The sequence below is a fragment of the Herbiconiux dendrobii genome, from assembly GCF_052048175.1.
Lineage (GTDB): Bacteria > Actinomycetota > Actinomycetes > Actinomycetales > Microbacteriaceae > Herbiconiux.
Window position 1 is genome coordinate 266959 of the sequence record NZ_JBLZQV010000002.1, and the last position, 22034, is coordinate 288992.

The following is a 22034-nucleotide window of genomic DNA, read 5'->3' on the forward strand; positions in this document are numbered from 1 at the left end:
CGATTCGGGGACCCTGTGAGGCTGTTCGAGGCCATCCGCCGACGCAAGGCGACGAGCGCATCCGTCGCCGGGATCGTGGCGCTCGCCGTGGCGGTGACCACCATGGCGTTCGTGTACGAGGGCGTGAAGACCGCCGACGTCGAGCTGAACGACGGCGGCGTGTGGGTCACGAAGCCCACCGGCCTCCTGCTCGGCCACCTCAACTACCCCGCCCAGGTGATCGACGGGGGCCTGCGCACCGGCTCCACCGGCTTCGACGTGCTGCAGAACGGCGACACCGTGCTGTTGCTGGACCAGTCCGGCAGCACCCTCACCCCGGTCAACCCCATGACGGTCGCGCTCGAGACCCCCGTGCAGCTCCCGCCGGAGTCCTCCGTGTCGCTCGGCGGCAAGTCGGTGTCGCTGCTGGACCGCGAGACGGGCCAGCTCTTCGCCACCCCCTCCGACCGCGCCGGCTCGTTCGTGATCAACCCCGACGAGCCCCTGGCCGAGCTCGGCACCGGATCGGCGGCGGTCGCCGACGTCGACGGCACCGTGCACGCCCTCTCCCCCTCGCAGCTGCAGGTGCAGACCTTCACCCCCGACGAGACCGGCACCTTCCCCGAGGAGCCCACCTCCACCGAGGGCTTCCCCGAGCCCGAAGAGGGCGCACAACTGACCATCACCACGGTCGGCGACGCCTCCGTCGTCTTCGACGCCCTGACCGGAACGGTCACCCTGCCGGGCGGCGGCCAGAGCGTGATCGACGAGGCCAAGGGCGGCGTCGTGCAGCCCACCGGCCCCGCGGCCGACGACGTGCTGATCTCCACGAAGGACTCGCTCATCCGGCAGCCGCTCGGGGGCGGCGACCCCACGATCATCCCCGTGCAGGGCGAACCGGGCACCCCCGCGGCGCCGGTGTACCTGAACGGATGCGCCTACGCGGCCTGGGCCGGATCCGGCGCCTACCTGCGCGACTGCGCGGGCGAGGACAACGACGTGCAGACCACGATCGAGAACCTCGCCGCGAACGCCGAGCTGCGCTTCCGAGTGAACCGCGACGTGGTGGTGCTGAACGACCTGTCGACCGGCGTGGTGTACCTGGTGAACCAGGACATGAAGAAGGTCGACAACTGGGACGACATCGCCCCGCCGCCCGAGCAGAGCGACTCCGACGAGGAAGAGGACTCGACCGAGGAGGAGCTGCAGGTGCTGCTCCCCGACCGCACCGAGGAGAACAACCCGCCCACGGCCGCCGACGACACCTTCGGCGTGCGGGCCGGCCGCACCGTCATCCTGCCGGTGCTGAACAACGACACCGATCCCGACGGCGACGTGCTGGTGGCGAGCCTCAAGGGCGGCCAGCCCTCGATCGGCACGGTGCAGCAGATCCTGAACGGCGCCGCCCTGCAGGTCATCGTGAACCCGGATGCCGAGGGCTCGGCGAACTTCACCTACCAGGTGGACGACGGCCGCGGCGGCACCGACGACGCCACGGTGCGCCTGAACGTGAGCGCCGAGGGCCAGAACAGCCCGCCGAAGGAGTGGAAGGTCTCCGAGGTGCTCGTGGCGCCCGGGCAGACCGTCTCGCAGAACGTGCTGATCGACTTCGAAGACCCCGACGGCGACGACCTGTACGTGGTCGGCGCGGCGACCGGCACGGCCGACCAGGTGCAGTTCCGCCCCGACGGCCAGATCACCTTCACCAGCATCGACCCGAACACCGGGCCGAAGGACGTGACGGTGACGGTCTCCGACGGACAGTCCGAGACCGAGGCCACCATGCGCTTCCTGGTGCGCGACACCGTCGCCCCGGTCACCAACAACGACCGGGTGGTGGCCCTCGCCGGCGAGCGCGTCACCGTCGCCCCGCTGGACAACGACCTCAGCCCCTCGGGTGCGCCGCTGCGCCTCGCGAAGGTGAACGAGACCCCGGGCGCCACCATCGAGCCCGACTACACCACCGGCACCTTCGCCTTCACGGCGCCCACCGCCGGCAAGTACTACGTGCAGTACCTGGCATCCGACGGCCCGAAGACCGCCGAAGGCCTCGTGTTCGTCGACGTGAAAGACCTCACCGACACCGACGACCCGCCGATCGCCGTGCGCGACACCGCGCAGCTGCCGACCGGGCGCAACACGCTGGTGAACGTGCTGGCCAACGACACCGACCCCAACGGCGGCATCCTGGCCGTTCAGTCGGTGCAGGTCCCCCAGGACGCGGGGGTGAGCGTGGAGGTGCTCGAGCACGAGATCCTGCGGATCACCGACCGCGGGCTGACCGAGCCGATCACCATCGGCTACAGCGTCTCCAACGGCAAGGCGACCGCGCAGGGCGAGGTGTTCGTCACCCCGATCCCGGCCCCGGCCCGCCTGCTGCCGCCCGTCGCGGAGGACGACGAGGTGACGGTGCGCGTGAACGACGTGGCGACCATCCCCGTGCTCGCGAACGACCACCACCCCGACGGCGACACCATCCACCTCTCCGAGACGCTGATCGAGCCGCTGGTGGCGCCGGAGGACGGCGAGATCTTCGTCTCCGAAGACGTGGTGCGCTTCAAGGCCGGTCCCGAGCCGAAGGTGGTCTACGCCACCTACGAGGTCGTCGACTCGCAGGGCCAGAAGGACGCCGGCTACATCACCATCCGCGTGGTGGGTGCCGACGACACCACCAACTCGCCGCCCCGGCCCAAGGACGTGACGATCCGGGCCCTGCAGGGCACCAGCGTGCGCATCCCGATCCCGCTGAACGGCATCGACCCCGACGGCGACTCGGTCGAACTCGTGGGCCAGAGCTCCGCACCCACCAAGGGCCGCATCGTCGACGTGGGCGAGGCGTGGCTGGTGTACGAGGCCTACCCAGACTCCACGGGCACCGACACCTTCACCTACACGGTGCGCGACCGGCTCGGCGCCTCGGCGACGGCCACCATCCTGGTGGGCATCATCCCCTCGAGCGAGTCGAACCAGGCGCCGTACGCCCTGAAGGACGTCGTGAGCGCACGCCCCGGCCGCACGGTCGCGGTCGACGTGATGGCGAACGACACCGATCCCGACGGCGACCCGATCTCGATCAGCACGAACGTCGAAGCCCCCGACGACGTCGAGGCCGGGGTCGAGGGCGGCCGCGTGCTGGTCACAGCCCCCGCCACCCCGGGCGACTACACGGTCATCTACTCGATCAGCGACCGCTGGGGAGCGACGGCGAAGGGCACGCTGCTGCTCAACGTGAGCCCGGATGCTCCGCTCGCGGCCCCGATCGCCCGCGACGACAAGGCCCAGGTGGCCGACGTGCTCGACCGCGCCACCACCGACATCGACGTGCGCGAGAACGACGACGACCCCGACGGCACCATCGACGCCCTGAAGGTCTCGGTCACCGACCCGGCCGCCACGGTGCTGGCGAGCGGCCTGGTGCGCATCACGCTGCTGCCGACTCCGCAGATCATCACCTACACGGTCACCGACCAGGACGGCCTCACCGCCTCCGCGTTCGTGGACGTGCCCGGCGTCGACGGCCTGCCGCCGGTGCTCAAGCCCGGCATCGAGCCGATCGTGGTGCACGACGGCGAGACCGTCGACATCGAGCTCAGCGACTACGTGCTGGTGGGCGAGGGCAAGACGGCCCGCATCACCGAGGCCGACAAGGTGCGCGCCTCCAACGCCAACGGCGACAACCTCGTGGTCGACGAGAACACCATGCGCTACACGCCGAAGGTGCACTACGACGGCCCGGATGCCCTGAGCTTCGAGGTCACCGACGGCACCGGCCCCGACGACCCCGAGGGCAAGAAGGCGACCCTGGTCATCCCGATCACGGTCATCTCCGACTACAACGCGCCGCCCACCTTCGTGGGAGCGAGCGTCGACGTGGCGGCGGGCGACGGCGACGGACGCCTCGACCTGCGCGGCTACTCGCAGGACGCCGACGACGGCGACCTCGAGAAGCTCACCTTCGCGATCGCCGGCGGCACGGCCCAGGGCGTGTCGGCGAAGATCGAGGACGGCTCCACGCTGATCGTGTCCGCCGCGGCGAACGCCCCGCGCAACCCCTCGACGATCGACATCGACGTCTCCGACGGCACGAACACGCCGGTGCGCGGCGTCGTCACGGTGAACGTGCTGTCGACCACGCGCAACCCGCCGTCGGCCACCGACGACGTGGTCGACAAGGCGAACCAGGGCCAGACCGTCTCGGTGCCGGTGCTGGGCAACGACTACAACCCGTTCCCCGAGACGCCGCTGACCATCACCAGCGCGACGGTCGAGACCGGTACCGGTGGGGCCGACGTCGACGGCGGCAACGTCTCGGTGACCCCCGGTGCCGACTTCGTGGGCACCATGGTGGTGCGCTACTCGGTGCAGGACGCGACCGGCGACCCGGCGCGCACGGCCGACGCCCGCATCCGCCTCACCGTGCAGGGCCGCCCCGAGGCGCCCTCCACGCCCACGGTCACGAGCATCCAGGACCGCACCGTGGTGCTCTCCTGGAACCCGCCGGTGAACAACGGCGCCGTGATCACCACGTACACCGTGACCAGCCAGAACGGCTACTCCACGCAGTGCGCCTCCACCACCTGCACGCTCAGCGGGCTGACGAACGACGTGGAGTACTACTTCACGGTCACCGCCACGAACGAGGTGGGCGTCTCCGATCCCTCACCGAGCTCCGGCCCCGCCCGCCCCGACGCGCGCCCCGACCAGCCGCAGCCGCCGACCCTCGTGTTCGGCGACAAGAGCCTCGCGGTGACCTGGGTCACCCCGTCGACCCCGGGCTCGGCCGTCACCTCGTACAACCTCGAGATCTCACCCGCCCCCGAACGCGGCTCCGCCTCGCGCTACGGCGTGACCGGCAATACGCTCACCTGGGAGGGCCTGGCCAACGGCACCGCCTACCAGGTGCGGGTGCAGGCCGTGAACCGTGCGCCCGAACCCTCGGAGTTCAGCGGCTACTCGGCGTTCGAGATCCCGGCGGGCGTTCCGGATGCTCCGGCGGCGCCCACCACGTCCCGCGCCGACGGCGTGGGCAGCCAGTCGCAGCTCACCGTCAACTGGGTCGCGCCGAAGAACAACGGCGACGCGATCAAGGGCTACACGCTCACCCGCAGCGGCGGCGGCGCGGCCGACGTGGCCATCCCGGTCGACGGCGGAGCCACCTCGCAGACGGTGACCGTTCCGGTCAGCGGTTCGGGTTACACGTTCACCCTGGTGGCCCGCAACAAGGCCGGCGACAGCGCCGTCTCGGCGGCATCCGCTCCCCGGCGGGCGTTCAACAAGCCCGAGCCGCCGACCAACGTGAGCGCGACCGGTGGCGACAACACCATGACGATCACGTTCTCCGACGGCGCCCTGAACGGCGCCAACCAGGGCGAGGTCTCGTACGAGTACTCGTTGAACGGCAACGGAAGCTGGGCGCCCCTGGGCGGCAGCGGATCCACGGTGTCGGCCCCGAACAACGGCACGTACACCGCCCAGGTGCGCACGCTCACCTCGGCCGACGGCTCGAGCTACACCAGCGATCCGAGTGCGTCCAGCAACGCCGTGTCGCCCTACGGGGCGTACGGGGGCACCTCCGCGAGTGCCAGCGGAGGCGACAAGGTCGTGAACTTCAGCTGGACGGCGCCGGCCCGCAACGGCCGCGACTACACGCTGCAGATCCGGATCGACGGGGGCCAGTGGCAGAACAAGGGCATGTCGTCGGGCAGCGCCTCCGTCGCGGCCGGCTACAGCGAGGACCACGGCATCGAGGTGCAGATGGTCGACGCGGGCGGCGCCGTGATCCCCGGATCCGGCTCCTCGGCCTCGGCCAAGTCGGACAAGGAGCCGATCAACACCTCGGTGAAGGTGTCGCAGGGCGACCACGTCAACAACAGCAACTGCCGCCACGCATCCTGCGCCTACATCAGGGTGACGGTCACCGACGGTCAGCCCGGCGTGACGTACACCGCGAAGGTCTACGCCAGCGGCAACTACGAGGACACCGTCACCATCAACGGCAGCGGCACGGGCCAGACCGGTTTCTACTGGGGCTACCCGGGAACGACCGTGAGCATCGAGGTGACCGGTGGGGGCAAGACCTACACCGACTCGATGACCTGGCCATCGAATTAGCGCCCGCATCCGCTCCCTCGCATCACCGACCCTCATGACCACCGACGAAAAGGACCCTCGATGACCATGACCCCCGAGCAGGCGACCTGGTTCGCCGGCACCTTCGACCGCCTCGTGCAGAACGTCGGTCTGGCCGTACTCGGCAAGGAGCACGTCATCCGGCTCACGCTGATGGCGATGATCACCGAGGGCCACGTGCTGCTGGAGGATGCTCCGGGTACCGGCAAGACGAGCCTGGCGAAGGCGGTGGCCGCCACGGTGCAGGGAACGCACCAGCGCATCCAGTTCACCCCCGACCTGCTGCCCTCCGACGTCACGGGCGTGACCATCTACGACCAGGACACGCACAAGTTCGACTTCCACAAAGGCCCGATCTTCGCCTCCATCGTGCTGGCCGACGAGATCAACCGCGCCTCGCCGAAGACGCAGTCGGCGCTTCTGGAGGTCATGGAGGAATCGCGCGTGTCGGTCGACGGCGTGACCCACGAGGTGGGCCGCCCGTTCCTCGTGATCGCCACCCAGAACCCGATCGAGCAGGCCGGAACCTACCGCCTGCCCGAGGCGCAGCTCGACCGCTTCCTGATCAAGACGAGCATCGGCTACCCCGACCTCGCCTCGGCCGAGCAGATCCTGGCCGGCTCCGCCAACCGCAACCCCTCGGCGGGGCTGTCGGCGGTCATCACCACCTCGGCCGTGGCCGACATGGCCGACCTCGCCTCCACCGTGCACGTCGACCCCGCCATCCTGCGCTACACCGCGCAGCTGGCCGAGGAGACCCGCTCGGCGCCGGAGTCGCGCCTGGGCGTCTCGGTGCGTGGCGCGATGGCGCTCATCCGCGCCGCCAAGGTGTGGGCCGCCGCCCAGGGCCGCCACTACGTGCTGCCCGACGACATCAAGGAGCTCGCCGGGCCGGTCTGGACGCACCGGTTCGTGCTCGACGCCGAGGCCGAGTTCTCGGGCGCGACCGCCGAGAGCGTGCTCGCCCGCGTGCTCGCCGACGTGGCCGCTCCGCAGTCGAGGCAACCCGCCGCATGAGCGAGCGGGGGCGAACGCGCTCTCGCCGTCTCGCCTCGGCTCGCAGCCGGGCGGGCGGCAGGGTGAGCGGATGGATGGGCGCGGCCGGCGGGTCGCGACCGGGGCGCTGGGTGCGCGGCACCGGATGGCCGGCCGTCGGCTCGGCGGCGCGCGTCGTGTGGCGCGTGGTCGGTCCGGTGCTCGGCACGGTGTCCGGCTTCGGCTGGGCCGTGCTCGCCGCCACGATCGCCGCGCTGATCGCGGGCTCGATCCTGGGCTGGCGCGAACTGCTCGTCATCGGCTTCGTGCTGCTCACCGCCCTGCTGATCGCGATCGGCTTCGCCATCGGCCGCTCCGCCTACGCCGTGCGGCTGGATCTCGCCCTGGATCGCGTGGTCGTGGGCGAACGCGCCGTCGGCCGCATCGCCGTCACGAACACCTCGGCCCGCACCCTGCTGCCGGCCCGGATCGAGCTGCCCGTCGGCTCCTCGTTCGCCTCCTTCGCCCTGCCTCGGCTCGCGCCGCAGGCCGAGCACGACGACCTCTTCGGCATCCCCACCCACCGCCGCTCGGTGATCGTGGTGGGCCCCGTGCGCTCGGTGCGCGGCGATCCTCTCGGCCTGATGCGCCGCGAGATCCGCTGGACCGACCCCGTCGACCTGTTCGTGCATCCGAGAACCGTCGCCCTCGGCGGCTCGTCCTCCGGCGTGCTGCGCGACCTCGAGGGCGTGGAGAGCCGCATCATCTCGGCCGACGACGTGTCGTTCCATGCGCTGCGCGAATACGTGCCGGGCGACGACCGCCGCTCCATCCACTGGAAGACCTCGGCGCGCACCGGCAAGCTCATGGTGCGCCAGTTCGAGGAGACCCGGCGCTCGCACCTGGCCATCGCGCTCTCGACCAACCGCTCCGACTACGCCGAGGGCGAGCAGGGGGAGGACGAGTTCGAGCTCGCCGTCTCGGTCTGCGGATCGCTCGGGGTGCAGGCCATCCGCGAGGAGCGCGACATCACCGTGCTCACCCAGAACGACACCCTCGAATCCGCCACCGGCCGCCGCCTGCTCGACGAGCTCTCGGGCGTGGAGCAGACCGAGCGCCGCGAGAGCATCGTGCAGCTGGCCAAGACCACGGGCACCGCGGTGCCGCAGGCCTCGGTGGCGTTCCTGATCTTCGGATCGACCGTCACTCCCTCCCAGCTGCAGGCCTCGACCGTGCACATCCCGCTCGGCATCCGCGTGATCGCGGTGAGCGCCCGGCCCGGCGCCCCGATGTCGATGCGCCGGATCGGCGAGCTGAGCCTGCTCACCATCGGCCAGCTCGGCGACTTCCCCCTGGCGCTCCGGAGGGCCAACAGCTGATGAGCACACCCACCCGATCCTCGGCGCGCGCCGACGCCGCAGCGCGCACCTCGACCCCCCTGCTCCCTCCGCGCCCCCAGGGTCCCGGCGGCCTGTTCCGGCCGTACTGGGCGATGGCGGTCGACCTCGGCGTGATCGCCGTGCTGCTGATCGTCTCGGCCCTGAGCTTCGGCCCGGCCTTCGGCGGAGCCGGCTACCTCCTCGCCTCGATCGGCGGCGTCGTGCTGGGCCTGGCCATCGCCCTCGCCGGCTGGCGCCTGTCGTGGAACCCGATCATCGTCGCCGCGGTCACGATCCTCGTCTACCTGCTGTTCGGCGGCGCCCTCGCGGCACCCGGCACGACGCTGCTGGGCGTCATCCCGACGCTGGAGACGATGCGCACCCTCATCCTCGGGATCGTGTTCTCCTGGAAGGACGTGCTGACGCTCGTCACACCCGTCGGCGGCTTCGACGGCACCCTCATCGTGCCCTTCCTCTCCGCCCTGGTGGCGGCCGTGCTGGCCGGCACCTTCGCTCTCCGCCTGAAGCGCGCGGCCTGGGCACTGCTGCCGGCGGCCGCTCTGTTCGTGACGGCGATCGCCTTCGGCACCCGTGAGGCCGCGTTCCCGATCGTGCAGGGGCTCGTCTTCGCGGGCGTCGCCCTCGCCTGGGCGGCCTGGCGGCGGCACGAGCGCCGGGTGGGGCAGAGCGCGGGCACCGCGGTGGCCACCGGTGGCGCGGCTGAGGCGGCCACGACGGCCGACCGGGCCGGAACCCGCGCCGACACCGCGAGCGCGAAGAAGCTGCGCAACACCCGCCTCGCACTCGGGGCCGGACTGATCGTCGCCGCGCTCGGCGTCGGGTTCGTCACCGGCGGCATCCTGATGCCCGCCACGGCCCGCGAGGTGATCCGCGACCAGATCGTGCCACCGCTGGACCTGCACGACTACGCCAGCCCATTGGTGGGCTACCGCAGCTACGTGCGCGACTTCAAAGAGGACTCGCTGTTCACGGTGACCGGGCTGCCGGATTCCGCGCGCATCCGCCTGGCCACGCTCGACAGCTACGACGGCATCGTCTACGACGTGGCGGGCGACGGCACCAACGGCTCCGGCACCTTCGTGCGGGTGAGCGACGACATCGCCAACGACACCGCCGGCGCGCCGGCCGAGCTCGACGTCGACATCACCGGCCTCGACGGCGTCTGGCTGCCGGATGCCGGTTACCTCGACTCCCTGCGCTTCACCGGTGACCGCGCGGAGGAGCTGGGCGGCGCCCTGCACTACAACGCGGCGACCGGCGTGGCCCTGGACACCCTGGGTGTCACCGAGGGCGACAGCTACCGGATGGACACCGTCATCCCGCCCACCTTCAACGACGAGCAGCTCTCCGACCGTGCGATCGAGAACGTCTCGGTGCCCCGGGCCAGCGGGGTGCCCGACGAGGTGGGCACGCTGGCCGCCGAGTACATCGGCGACGCCGCGACACCCATCCAGCAGGTGCGCAACATCGCCACCGGCCTCAGCCAGAACGGCTTCTTCAGCCACGGACTGGAGGGCGAGGCGGTGTCCCGCGCCGGCCACGGCGCCGAGCGCATCGCGAGCCTGCTGAGCGCCGAGCAGATGGTGGGCGACGACGAGCAGTACGCCGTGGCGATGGCCCTGATGGTGCGCTCGATCGGCATGCCGGCCCGAGTGGTGATGGGCTTCTACCCCGACACGTACTCCGGCGCCGACACCACCTACGAGATCACCGGCGACCAGCTGCACGCCTGGGTGGAGGTGCCGTTCACGGGCGCGGGCTGGGTCGCGTTCGACCCCACGCCGCCCGAAGACCAGATCCCGCTCGAAGAGGCGCCCAAGCCCAAGGCCGACCCCAAGGCCCAGGTGCTGCAGCCGCCGCCCCCGCCGCAGGAGCCGGCCGAGCTGCCGCCGGACATCCGTACCGAGGACACGCAGGACGAGGAGGTCGACAAGAACACCTTCGATCTGCTGCCGTTCCTGCTGATCGGCGGCGGCCTGCTGGCCTTGCTGATCCTCGTCTTCGGGCCGCTGCTGGTGATCGTGCTGCTCAAGCTGCAGCGGCGCAAGAGGCGCCGGCAGGCCGCGCGCACCGCCGACCGCGTGAGCGGCGGCTGGGACGAGATCGTCGACCGTGCAGGCGACCTGGGCACCCCGGTGAGTTCGAGCGAGACCCGCCGCGACAACGCCCTCGTGCTGGCGTCGGCGTATCCGGCGGTTCCCGTGGTGGCCGTGGCCGACAAGGCCGACGGCAGCGTGTTCGGCCCGGGCGACCCGACCCCCGAGCAGGCGGAGCAGTACTGGACCGAGGTCGACGCCGTGGTGAAGAGCATGGCGGCCTCGCGCACGTGGTGGCAGCGGATGCGGGCGCGCTGGGCGCTGGGCTCGTTCTTCGGCCGGCGACGGCGGAGCGGTTCGGGTTCGCGCTCGGGCTCCGGCTCGCGCCGGCCGGGCGGAACCGGTTACGGTGCTTCTGGAGAACGAGGGGGACGATGATGACGGATGCGGCCTACCCCTGCGTGCAGTGCGGCTCGCCCGTGCCGCGGAACGCGCAGTTCTGCCTGGTGTGCGGCACCCCGGCCTCCTCGCGCAGTCAGACGGCCGCGCTCGGCGCCACCCCGCACGAGCCCGCCGGATCGCCGGGTGCCGTGAGCGCGGCCGGCGGAGTGCCCGCCTCGGCCGGCTGGCAGCCCGAGCCCGCCGTGGAACCGATCCTCCCCAGTCAGCTGCTGCCCGCGAACTACGGCCGCCGTGTCGTCGCCTTCCTGCTCGACGGCGTGGCCGGAACGGTGCTGTGGCTGCTGATCGCCGTGCCGCTGATGGCGGCGGGCGTGATCCAGGTGCAGACCTCCGGCAGCACCTTCTCGGTGAACGGGCTGAGCGCCGTGCTGCTGCTGGTGCCCGCCCTCCTGGTGCCGCTGGCGAACCTGCTGCTGCAGTCGTTCCTCGGCTTCTCGATCGGCATGCTGATCATGGGCCTGCGGATCGTGAACGCCGTGCGCTTCACCCGCCCCGGCCTCGGCTGGATGCTGCTGCGCAACCTCGTGGTGGGCGCCGCCTCGCTCGTGCTCGGCCTCGGCCAGTACGTGGTGTACCTCTCGCCGCTCTGGGACTCCGGGCGCCAGGGCCGTGGCTGGCACGACAAGCTCGCCCGCACCTGGGTGATCGACGTGAAGGCGGGGCCCAACCCGCTGAAGGCGCGACCCGGGCAGCTGCTGGCGGACGACCGGGCGACCGTGGCCGCCGATCTGCTGCCCGTTCCCGCCGCGCGCGCCGATGCCGGACCGGCGCCCGTCGCCGCGGCGTCCTCGGCGCCGATCGCCGATCCGTGGGCCGCTCCCCGGCCGGCGGTCGAGCCGATCGCGAGCGTGCCCGGCTTCGCGCCGCCGCCCGTGGTGACGCCGGCGGAACTGGCCGTCGAGGAGGACTCCGAGCGCACCCGCCTCACCGACTCCGGCCGCTCGGCCATCGGCACCGGCGTGACGGTGTTCCGGCTCGACACCGGCGAGATCGTGCCGATCATCCGGAACGGCGCGCTCGGCCGCGACCCGGTGTCTCCGGGCGGCGACCCCTCCGACATCCTGATCGCCGTCACCGGCGACACCCTCTCGGTCTCCAAGACCCACCTGGAGTTCGGCGTCGACGCCGGGCACGTCTGGGTGGCCGACCGGGGCTCGACGAACGGATCGGCGATCGTGCGCGAAGACGGCGCCGAGTATCCGCTGGACCCGGGCGAGCGGATCACCGTCGTGCCCGGCGACCGCGTGCGCGTGGGCACCCGGGTGTTCTCGGTGGAGGCCTCGGCATGAGCGCCCCCGACGGCGTGCCCTCGGCCGAGCTGCGGCTGAACGTGGGCACCGAGACGCACGCCGGGCTCCGCCGCCGCATCAACGAGGACTCGTTCCTGGCCGTGCCGCCGGTGTTCCTGGTGGCCGACGGGATGGGCGGGCACCAGGCCGGCGAGGTCGCCAGCGCCCTGGCGGTCGAGGCCTTCGCGGCGCTGGAGGGCGACTTCGTCACCCCCGGCGACATCCGCGACGCCTTCGCCCGGGCGCACGGGACGATCGACGCCCTCTCTCCCGCGGGCGACCGGCGGGCCGGCACCACGGTCTCCGGCGTGGCGGTGGCCCAGAGCGACGGCCGCGCCTACTGGCTCGTGTTCAACCTCGGCGACTCGCGCACCTACCGGCTCTCCGGCGGCGAGCTCGAGCAGATCAGCGTCGACCACTCGGTGGTGCAGGAGATGCTCGACGACGGCGAGCTCGACCGCGAGGCCGCGGCGAACCATCCCAGCCGCAACGTGATCACGCGGGCGCTCGGCGCCGGCGGCGAGTTCCAGCCCGACTACTGGCTGGTGCCGGTGGAGGCCGGCGACCGGGTGCTGGTGTGCTCGGACGGCATCTCGGGCGAGCTCGACGACGAGCTGATCGCGCGCATCCTGCAGAGCGAGGAACAGGCTCAGGATGCCGCCACCCAGCTTGTGCACGCGAGCCTCGCCCGCGGCGGGCGCGACAACCTGACGGCGGTCGTGGTGGACGCCTGGGATCACGAAGGGGCATCGCGCGGCACGGCCGACGCGGACCGCGACGACGACGGCCGGCACGGCGAGGACACCATCCCCCGGGGTCCCGTCGGGGTCGGCGGGAGGAACTGAGATGACTTCGCTGCGATACACCCCGGGAGAGTGGCGCGCGATCGTGGCGCCCTCGGGCCTGGCCCTGCTGCCCGCGAGCGTCGAGGCCTCGACGCTGGAAGAGCTCTGGAGCGCATTGTCGGAGGGGGCGGGGCTCGGCGCCGTGCTGGAGTCGCTGAGCGGCGCCTTCGGCACCAGCCTGAGCTCGATCCCGCCGTTCGCGGTGGCGACCGTCTCCGGCGACTCCGGCGACTCCGGCGACTCGGGCGGGTCGGTGCGGCTCGCCGTGCGCGGGGGGCTCGCGATCGAGGTCTCGGACGCCTCCGGCACCTACGCCGTCTCGGGCGCCGAGGTGACCACCTGGAGCGAGCGCGTGGTGACGGGCGGCATCCGCCTGCGCCTGCGCCCGGACTCCGCCTCGGCGCTCTCCGCCGAGATCGCCGGCCCCTGGTTCCCGATCGCGAGCGGGGTGGTGCTCGCCGCCGCCGTCGACGTGCAGCTCACCGCCGATGCCGTGGCCCCCACCGCAGCACCGGCGGCCACCTCTGCCGCGGCCGCCGGAGGCGCTTCGGCAGAGGCCGCGCCGGTGGGGACCGCGTCCCTCGGGTCCGGTACAAGCGACGGCGTGCCGGAGTCGCAGGGGACGGATGCGGCCGATGTCGAGGAGGCGGTGGGCGTCGACGAGACCGTGAGCGTCGAGGAGACGGTGATCCCGGAAAGCACCGCGCTGCCTGAAGCGCCCGGGACGCCGGACGTGGCGGAGGTGCCGGACGTGGCGGATGCGGAGACCGGTGAGACGGGACTGGACGACGAGCTCGTGCACACCCGCACCGAGCTGCCGGACGACGCCTACGACCACCTCTGGGGTGCCACCGTGGTGAAGTCGGTCGAGGAGGCCGCCGTGCGCGAGGTCGACGACGAGGACGAGGAGGCCGCCGCGGTGACGCCGGCCGCCGCTCCCGTGGTCACGCCCGCCCCCGACGACGCCGACGCCGCGCGCGAGCAGAACGCGGCCTCGGCCGCCGAATCCGCCCCCGCCGCCCCCGGCTTCGCTCCCTCCCCCACGGCTCCCGCACCGACGGCCCCGCCCGTCAGCGGCGGCCTCATCGACGGCGTGCCCGACTTCGGCGGACTGGGCGCGGCCTCGGGCAGCTCCAGCATCAACGGCCGCACGGTCCCGCCGATCGCGCCCGCGCCGGCCCCGCTGGCCGCCGCCTCGTCGCCGTCCTCTCCTGCGACCGCGCCCTCCGCCGTCGGCCCCGCCGCCACCGGCGCCGACTTCGACCACGACGGGCTCACCGTCACCGTCTCCGAGCTGGAGGCCATGCGCCGGCTCGGCGGAGCATCCGGAACCGACCCGGCCGCCGGCGCCCCCGCCGCCACTCCCGTGGGCGGACTCGGCCGCATCGTGCTCTCCACCGGCGAGACCCACACCCTCGACCGCCCGATCATCATCGGCCGCCGTCCGCGCGCCAACCGCGTGCAGGCCGACCAGGTGCCCGTGCTGATCACGGTCGCGAGCCCCGAGCAGGACATCTCGCGCAACCACCTCGAGATCCGCATCGAGGGCCGCCACGTGCTCGTGGTCGACCTCGACACCACCAACGGCTCGGTGCTGCACCGCGAAGGCACCCCGCCGCTCCGCCTCGGCCCGAACGAGCCCGTGCTCGTGCTGAGCGACGACGTGGTCGACCTGGGCGACGGCATCACCGTGGCCTTCGAGGACGTGCCGTGAACGCGCGCCGCCCGCCCTCCGCCCCGCCCGAGATCCCCGGCTTCGGGTACCTGCAGCTGCTCGGATCCGGCGGTTTCGCCGACGTCTTCCTTTACGAGCAGCGGATGCCGCGCCGTCGCGTGGCCATCAAGGTGCTGCTCTCGGAGTCGCTCACCGAGGGCGCACGCGACAGCTTCGACGCCGAGGCGAACCTGATGGCGCAGCTGTCGACGCATCCGTCGATCGTGACGATCTACCAGGCCGACATCTCCGAAGACGGCCGGCCCTACCTCGCGATGGAGTACTGCCCCAAGCCGAACCTCGGCGCGCGCTACCGGCGCGAGAAGTTCAGTGTGGCCGAGGCGCTGCGCATCGGCATCCAGGTGGCGGGTGCCGTGGAGACCGCGCACCGGGCCGGCATCCTGCACCGCGACATCAAACCCGCCAATATTCTCGTGACGGAATACAACCGTCCCGCGCTCACCGACTTCGGCATCTCGGTCGCCCTGGTGGGCGGCGACGAGCAGGAATCCGTGGGCATGTCGATCCCGTGGTCGCCGCCCGAGGTGTTCGGCGCGGCGCCGTCCAGCGGCACCGCCGCCGACATCTACTCGCTCGGTGCCACGATCTACACGATCCTGGCCGGGCGCTCGCCCTTCGAGGTGCCCGGGGGCGCCAACTCCGGGCTCGACCTGATCGCCCGCATCCAGTCGTCCCCGCTCACCAAGACGGGGCGTCCGGATGTTCCGGCCGCGCTCGAAGAGGTGCTCGCCACGGCGATGGCCAAGCGCGAGGAATCGCGCTACTCGTCAGCGCTGGAGTTCGCCCGCGCCCTGCAGAAGGTGCAGCTCGAGCTGAGCATGTCGGTCACGCCGACGGACGTGCTCGACGACCAGGTGCCGGCCGACGAGCTGGACGAGGAAGACGAGGGGCACACCCGCATCCGCGGCATGGTGTCGATCGACCCGACCGCGCCCGTCACCGGGCGGCGCAGCTCCACCGGGCCGCGCGGCGGCTCCACGACGCCGCCCGCTCCGATCGCGTCCACCGCTCCGCCGCACGCGCCGCGATGGGGTGCGCCGCCCGCCGCCCCGAACCGCTCGGGCTCCGCGTCCGCTCCGCCGGCCGAAGAGCACACGGTCATCCGCGGGGCCGCCCCCGCGCCCGCCACCGGCACGGGCCGTGCGGGCGGTGCCGGGCCGTTCGCCGGCCCCGGTGTGGCGACCGGTGCGGGCACGGGTGCCGGTCACGCTCGCCGCGGCTTCGACGAACCCGCCCTCGAGGAGACGGTGCACCGCGAGTCGGCCGGCGCCCTCCTGCACGGCGAGCCCGAGGTGCGCCGCTCGCGCAAGCTCCCCTACATCCTCGGCGCGATCGGCCTCGTGCTGGTGCTCGGCATCGGCGGCGTCGTGTTCGCGCTGAACGGCGGCATCAGCCCGGCCTCCGACGACATCGCGGTGACCGACAAACCCGTCGACCCGATCAAGGTCGAAGACGCGGTCGTGCCGGCGATCCCCGCGTTCGCCGGCACCGCCTCGGCCGAGGGAGTGGTGTTCACCTGGGCGAACCCCGATCCGGAGCCCGGTGACCGCTACATCTGGACACCGGTCGTGACCGGCGCCCAGGAGGCGCAGGCCACCCGGATCGACGGCACCACCGTGACCGTGGCCCCCGCTGCCGGTCAGGGGCAGGTGTGCATCGACGTGGTGCTCTTGCGCAGCAACGGCAAGAGCTCCGAACCGACGACGGGATGTGGACCATGACCCCCGAGAACAGCACCGGCACCCGCATCGACGAGAGCACCATCCCGCCCAGCGGCGCCACGAAGCGCCCGCACTCCGACGCGAGCGTGGAGTTCTGCGGCGAGTGGTTCTCGCTCGACCGCGAGAAGCCGTTCGAGATCGGTCGCGAGGCCGACCTCGACATCGACGACAACCAGTACCTGCACCGCCGCTTCCTGCAGATCTCGAACGTCGACGGCATGTGGTGGCTCTCGAACGTGGGCTCCCGCCTCTCGGCGACGGTCTCGGATGCCAGCCGCACCATGCAGGCCTGGCTCGCCCCGGGCGCGCGCATGCCGATCGTGTTCGGCCTCACCACGGTCGTCTTCACGGCGGGCCCCACCAGCTACGAGTTCACCGTGCACACCAGCGCCCCCACGTTCGTCGACTCCAGCCCCGTGCCCTCCGGCAGCGGCGCGACCACGGTCGGGGCCGTCACGTTCACCGCCTCGCAGAAGCTGCTCATCCTGGCCCTGGCCGAGCCCATGCTGAAGCGCGAGGGCACGGGCACGAGCGAGATCCCCTCCTCGCAGCTCGCCGCCGAGCGGCTCGGCTGGGCGCTCAGCCGCTTCAACCGCAAGCTCGACAACGTGTGCGACAAGCTCAGCCGCACCGGCGTCGACGGGCTGCGCGGCGGGGTCGGCGCCCTGGCCACCAACCGCCGGGCCCGGCTGGTGGAGTACGCCGTACTCTCGCGCCTGGTCACGAAGGCCGACCTGCCTCTGCTCGAGCAGCCGCACGACGACCTCGCGAACGACGAGCGATAGCACCGGCACCGCCGGCGCGTCCGTGACCCGACCCCCCGTAACCCAGGCAACCCCGCAACAAGACAGGTATCAGGTACTGACGGATGCGCATCAAGGCAAGCCTCCGCCGCCCGGGCGGCAGCACCAGCAAGCTGCAGATCACGGCGGACGCCACGGCGAGCGTCGCCGACATCGCCGAGGCCATCTTCGTGGCCGACCCGCAGCGCAGTGACACGGTCGCCCCGGTCGGCCTGACCCTGCAGGTGACCGGCGCGGGCGGCGAGCCGCGCGCGCTCGATCCCTCGTCGAACCTGCTCGACGCCGGGGTGCGCTCGGGCTCGGTGCTCGAGATCGTGCGGCACAGCGAGGGCTTCACCTCCTCGGGCCAGGGCCCCGCCGCGGCGACCCTGCGGGTGCTCAGCGGTCCGGATGCCGGGGCCGAGTACCCGCTGCCGTTCGGCTCGAGCTACATCGGCCGCGAGCGCGGCATCGACGTGCGGCTGTCCGACGGGCTGATCTCCAAGCGGCACGCCCGCATCAACATCGGCGAGCACGTCGAGATCATCGACATGAACTCCGCCAACGGCCTGCTGATGGGCGGCGAGCAGGTCGCTCGCACCACGCTCTCCTCGGCCGACGTGGTGGTGCTCGGCGACACCGCGATCTGCATCGTGCCGCTGCAGCGCCTCGGCGGCGCGGCTCCCTCCACCCCCGTGATCGAGTTCAACCGCTCGCCGCGCGTGGTCGCCCGCTACCCCGGCGGCAAGTTCCCGGCGCCCGTGCCGCCGAAGCAGCCGCAGGGCGTGCGCTTCCCGTTCGTGGCGCTGGTGGCCCCGCTGCTGATGGGCCCGATCCTGTTCTTCGCCACCGGATCGGCGCTCAGCCTGATCTTCATCGCGCTCAGCCCGATCATCATGATCGGCACCTGGGCCGACAACAAGATCCAGACCCGGCGCCAGCTGCGGGACGCGATCAAGCAGTTCAACGCCTCGCTCGAGGCCTTCGTGGCCTCGATGCACGAGAAGCAGCGCATCCAGCGGGCGGTGCGGCTCACCGAGGCGCCCGCGGTCGCGGCCACGGTCGACGCCGTGCAGCGTCTCGGCCAGCTGCTCTGGACGCACCGGCCCGAGCACACCGCCTTCCTCACCGCGCGCCTGGGCCTCGGCACCGGCCTCAGCCGCGACGCGGTGCAGCTGCCCACCTCGAACGACGCGCTGCCGGAGTACTGGGGCCAGATCGAGGAGGTCGCCGACCGGTTCTCGCGCATCGACGGCGTGCCGATCGTGGTGGAGCTGCAGAAGGCCGGCGCGCTCGGCATCGCCGGGCCCTCGGCATCCGCAGACCCCGCAGCCGCACCGGGAGCCGGCACCGACGGGGGCCGCCACGGCGTGGCCCGCGCGGTCGTCACCCAGTTCGTGGGACTGCACTCCCCCTCCGAGCTCGTCATCTGCGCGCTCGCCTCGCCCACCTCCCGCAGCACCTGGGAGTGGCTCGAGTGGCTGCCGCACACCAGCTCGCCGCACAGCCCGCTCTCGGGCGACCACCTGGCCGACAACCCGGGCAGCGGATCCGCTCTGCTCGCCCGCATCGAAGAGCTCATCAACGCGCGCGTGGCGGGTGCGCCGAGCCCCCGCGGGCCGATCGACACCTCGCGGCCCGACTCCGACGACGCGCCCCGCCCGATCACCCCCGCCGTGCTGTTCATCGTCGAGGACGACGCCCCGGTCGACCGCGGCCGCCTCACCCGCATCATCGAGCGGGGAGCGGATGCGAACGTGCACGTCATCTGGTCGGCCCCCTCGATCGGCCATCTGCCCGCCGCGTGCCGCAGCTTCATCAGCGTGGAGCAGGACCCGAACGGCGCCACGGCCGGCCAGGTGCGCCTCGGCGAGCACACCTTCCCGCTCGCCTGCGAGACCGTCGACGCCGAGACCGCGCACCGCCTCGCCCGCCAGCTCGCCCCCGTGGTGGATGTCGGCGCGCCCGTCGACGACGAGTCCGACCTGCCGCGAGCCGTCTCCTACCTGGCCCTGGCCGGCACCGACCTGGCCGAGATCCCCGAGGCCGTGATCGACCGGTGGCGCGAGAGCAACTCGATCGCCGACCGCTCCGGCGCCCCGCACGTACGCCGCAAGAAGGAGGGCTCGCTGCGCGCCCTCGTGGGCCACACCGGCACCGAGCCGTTCTACCTCGACATCCGCAACCAGGGGCCGCACGCCCTGGTCGGCGGCACCACCGGTGCCGGCAAGTCGGAGTTCCTGCAGAGCTGGGTGCTCGGCATGGCCGCGGCGCACAGCCCCGACCGCGCCACCTTCCTGTTCATCGACTACAAGGGTGGGGCCGCCTTCGCCGACTGCGTCGCGCTGCCGCACACGGTGGGCCTGGTCACCGACCTCTCGCCGCACCTGGTGCGCCGGGCGCTCACCTCGCTCCGCGCCGAGCTGCGCTACCGCGAGCACCTGCTCAACCGCAAGAAGGCCAAAGACCTGGTGTCGCTCGAGAAGACGGGCGATCCCGAGACCCCGCCGAGCCTCTTGATCGTGGTCGACGAGTTCGCCGCCCTCGTGCAGGAGGTTCCGGAGTTCGTCGACGGCGTCGTCGACGTCGCCCAGCGCGGCCGCTCCCTGGGCCTGCACCTCATCCTCGCCACCCAGCGCCCCGCCGGCGTCATCAAGGACAACCTGCGCGCCAACACCAACCTGCGCATCGCGCTCCGGATGGCCGACGCCGACGACTCCAGCGACATCCTGGGCACCCCGATGGCCGCCTACTTCCCGCAGTCGATCCCGGGCCGCGGTGCCGCGAAGACCGGCCCCGGCCGGCTCGCCGCGTTCCAGACGGCGTACGCCGGCGGCTGGACGACCGACGAGCCGCCGCGCCCGCCGATCGACCTCACCGAGATGGACTTCGGATCCGGCGCCGCCTGGGAGGTGCCCGAGGTCGAGGCGCCCGAGCTGAGCGACCCGGGGCCGACCGACATCGCCCGGCTGGTGTCGAGCATCCGCACGGCCGCCTCGATGGCCTCCATCCCCGAGCCGCGGAAGCCCTGGCTCGACGAGCTCGCCGCCGTGTACGACTTCTCGCTGCTGCCGAACCCGCGCACCGACGAGCGGCTGCTGCTCGGCGTGATCGACGACCCCGCCTCGCAGTCGCAGCCCACCGTGTTCTACGAGCCCGACCGCGACGGCAACATGGCCGTGTACGGTACCGGTGGCTCGGGCAAGAGCGCCACGCTCCGCACGATCGCCGTCTCGGCCGCGGTCACGCCGCGCGGCGGCCCCGTGCACGTGTACGGCATCGACTTCGGCTCGGCCGGGCTCTCGATGCTGGAGGAGCTGCCGCACGTCGGCGCCATTATCTCGGGCGACGACGAAGAGCGGGTCATCCGCCTGCTCCGGATGCTGCGCGACCTTGTCGACGACCGCTCGATCCGCTACTCGGCCGTGCGCGCCGGTTCGATCGGCGAGTACCGCACGATCGCGAACGCTCCTCAGGAGCCGCGCATCCTGGTGCTCGTCGACGGCATCGGCGCGTTCCGCGAGCAGTACGAGTTCGGCGGCCACTCCGCCTGGTTCACCACCTTCTCGCAGATCGCCACCGACGGCCGCCAGGTGGGCGTGCACATCGTGATCGCCGGCGACCGGCCGAACTCGGTGCCGGCCTCGCTCGGCTCCACCATCCAGCGCCGCCTGGTGCTGCGGATGGCGAACGTCGACGACTACTCGCTGGTGAACGCGCCGAAGGACACCCTCTCCGCCACCTCGCCTCCCGGCCGCGGCGTGATGGAGGGCAACGAGGTGCAGATCGCGGTGCTCGGCGCCGACGCGAACGTGGCCGTGCAGGCGCGCGAGATCGCGAAACTGGCCGAGGCGATGAACCGGCAGGGGGTGTCGCGCGCGGAGCCGATCCGCACGCTCGCCGACGCCATCCCGCTCGGCGACCTACCCTCGACGGTCTCGACCGGCGGCGTGCCGCTCCCGGTCGTCGGTGTGCGCGACGACTCGCTCGCGCCGCTCGGCATCGCGCCCCGCGGCGCCCTGCTGGTGGCCGGCTCCTCCGGCAGCGGGCGCTCGACGGCCCTCGCGACGTTGGCGACCGCTCTGCGGCGGGCCGACCCGGGCATCCGTCTGGTACACATCTCACCGCGCCGCACCTCGCTCACGCCGCTGCCGCTGTGGTCGCTGTCGATGTCGGACCCGGCGCAGATCAGCGCCTTCGCCGACGACATGAGCGCGCAGCTGGACGCCGAGACCCTGAAGCCCACGCAGTTCGCCGTGTTCGTCGAGAACGTGGGCGAGCTGAACGGTTCGCCGGCCGAGGCCGACGTCGACCGCATCGTGAAGCGGGCGCTGCGCGAGGAGGTGTTCGTGATCGGCGAGAGCGAATCGTCCACCTGGTCGGCCGCATGGACCCTCGCGGGACCGTTCAAGAACTCCAAGCGCGGGCTGCTGCTCGTGCCGGGCGACCTCGACGGCGACAGCCTGCTCGGCACCGGGCTCGGCCGCTTCAAGCGCGCGGATCTGCCGCCTGGCCGGGGATTCTTCGTGCAGGGCGGACGGGTCGTCAAGCTCCAGGTGGCGACGCCGGATGAGTGATTCAGCGGTTTTCGGGGGGTCATGGGGAGTCATGGGGACTTCTCCCCATCGACGATCGTCGACCAGCTGAATAGTGTCTTTCTTGTGAGAAGCACTCACAGGAA

General features: G+C 72.2%; 10 protein-coding genes. All 10 read left to right on the forward strand.

The features are described 5' to 3' along the window. The first annotated feature begins 15 nt into the window (after positions 1–15). The 10 genes from ACN4JJ_RS06215 (at position 16) to ACN4JJ_RS06260 (ending at position 21930) form a co-directional block, all read left to right on the forward strand. Positions 16–6090: an Ig-like domain-containing protein gene (locus ACN4JJ_RS06215; RefSeq protein WP_440709048.1), complete on the forward strand. Its 6075-nt coding sequence runs from the start codon at positions 16–18 to the stop codon at positions 6088–6090. Positions 6091–6150: 60 nt separating this feature from the next. Further along, a complete protein-coding gene (locus ACN4JJ_RS06220) occupies positions 6151–7125 on the forward strand; it encodes an AAA family ATPase (RefSeq protein ID WP_440709049.1) in 975 nt (324 codons plus the stop codon). 62 nt (positions 7126–7187) lie between these two features. Then, positions 7188–8462 (forward strand): DUF58 domain-containing protein, encoded by a 1275-nt coding sequence (locus ACN4JJ_RS06225; RefSeq protein WP_440709050.1) that lies wholly within the window; start codon positions 7188–7190, stop codon positions 8460–8462. Next, a complete protein-coding gene (locus ACN4JJ_RS06230; RefSeq protein WP_440709051.1) occupies positions 8462–10957 on the forward strand; it encodes a transglutaminase-like domain-containing protein in 2496 nt (831 codons plus the stop codon). The genes ACN4JJ_RS06225 and ACN4JJ_RS06230 overlap by 1 nt, the downstream gene beginning before the upstream one ends. Continuing rightward, complete coding sequence (locus ACN4JJ_RS06235; protein WP_440709052.1) at positions 10954–12270, forward strand: RDD family protein; 1317 nt, start codon at positions 10954–10956, stop codon at positions 12268–12270. Before ACN4JJ_RS06230 ends, ACN4JJ_RS06235 begins: the two co-directional genes overlap by 4 nt. After that, positions 12267–13115, forward strand: a complete 849-nt coding sequence (locus tag ACN4JJ_RS06240; protein WP_440709053.1) for a PP2C family protein-serine/threonine phosphatase — start codon at positions 12267–12269, stop codon at positions 13113–13115. The genes ACN4JJ_RS06235 and ACN4JJ_RS06240 overlap by 4 nt, the downstream gene beginning before the upstream one ends. A gap of 1 nt (position 13116) precedes the next feature. Further along, positions 13117–14829, forward strand: coding sequence for an FHA domain-containing protein (locus ACN4JJ_RS06245; protein WP_440709054.1), 1713 nt, complete (start codon positions 13117–13119; stop codon positions 14827–14829). After that, positions 14826–16571, forward strand: coding sequence for a serine/threonine-protein kinase (locus ACN4JJ_RS06250; protein ID WP_440709055.1), 1746 nt, complete (start codon positions 14826–14828; stop codon positions 16569–16571). Before ACN4JJ_RS06245 ends, ACN4JJ_RS06250 begins: the two co-directional genes overlap by 4 nt. Next, the gene (locus ACN4JJ_RS06255) at positions 16568–17356 is read left to right on the forward strand and encodes an FHA domain-containing protein (protein WP_440709056.1); all 789 of its coding nucleotides are present in this window, start codon (positions 16568–16570) and stop codon (positions 17354–17356) included. The genes ACN4JJ_RS06250 and ACN4JJ_RS06255 overlap by 4 nt, the downstream gene beginning before the upstream one ends. An 83-nt stretch (positions 17357–17439) precedes the next feature. Continuing rightward, on the forward strand, positions 17440–21930 hold the full coding sequence (locus ACN4JJ_RS06260; RefSeq protein ID WP_440709057.1) for a type VII secretion EssC family protein: 4491 nt from the start codon (positions 17440–17442) through the stop codon (positions 21928–21930). The last annotated feature ends 104 nt before the right edge of the window (positions 21931–22034 follow it).

What these genes read in the sequence shown, in the direction of transcription:
- ACN4JJ_RS06260 (WP_440709057.1), top strand. Translation starts at nt 17,440, where the DNA reads ATGCGCATCAAGGCAAGCCTCCGCCGCCCGGGCGGCAGCACCAGCAAG.
- ACN4JJ_RS06255 (WP_440709056.1), top strand. Translation starts at nt 16,568, where the DNA reads ATGACCCCCGAGAACAGCACCGGCACCCGCATCGACGAGAGCACCATC.
- ACN4JJ_RS06235 (WP_440709052.1), top strand. Translation starts at nt 10,954, where the DNA reads ATGATGACGGATGCGGCCTACCCCTGCGTGCAGTGCGGCTCGCCCGTG.
- ACN4JJ_RS06230 (WP_440709051.1), top strand. Translation starts at nt 8,462, where the DNA reads ATGAGCACACCCACCCGATCCTCGGCGCGCGCCGACGCCGCAGCGCGC.
- ACN4JJ_RS06220 (WP_440709049.1), top strand. Translation starts at nt 6,151, where the DNA reads ATGACCATGACCCCCGAGCAGGCGACCTGGTTCGCCGGCACCTTCGAC.
- ACN4JJ_RS06240 (WP_440709053.1), top strand. Translation starts at nt 12,267, where the DNA reads ATGAGCGCCCCCGACGGCGTGCCCTCGGCCGAGCTGCGGCTGAACGTG.
- ACN4JJ_RS06245 (WP_440709054.1), top strand. Translation starts at nt 13,117, where the DNA reads ATGACTTCGCTGCGATACACCCCGGGAGAGTGGCGCGCGATCGTGGCG.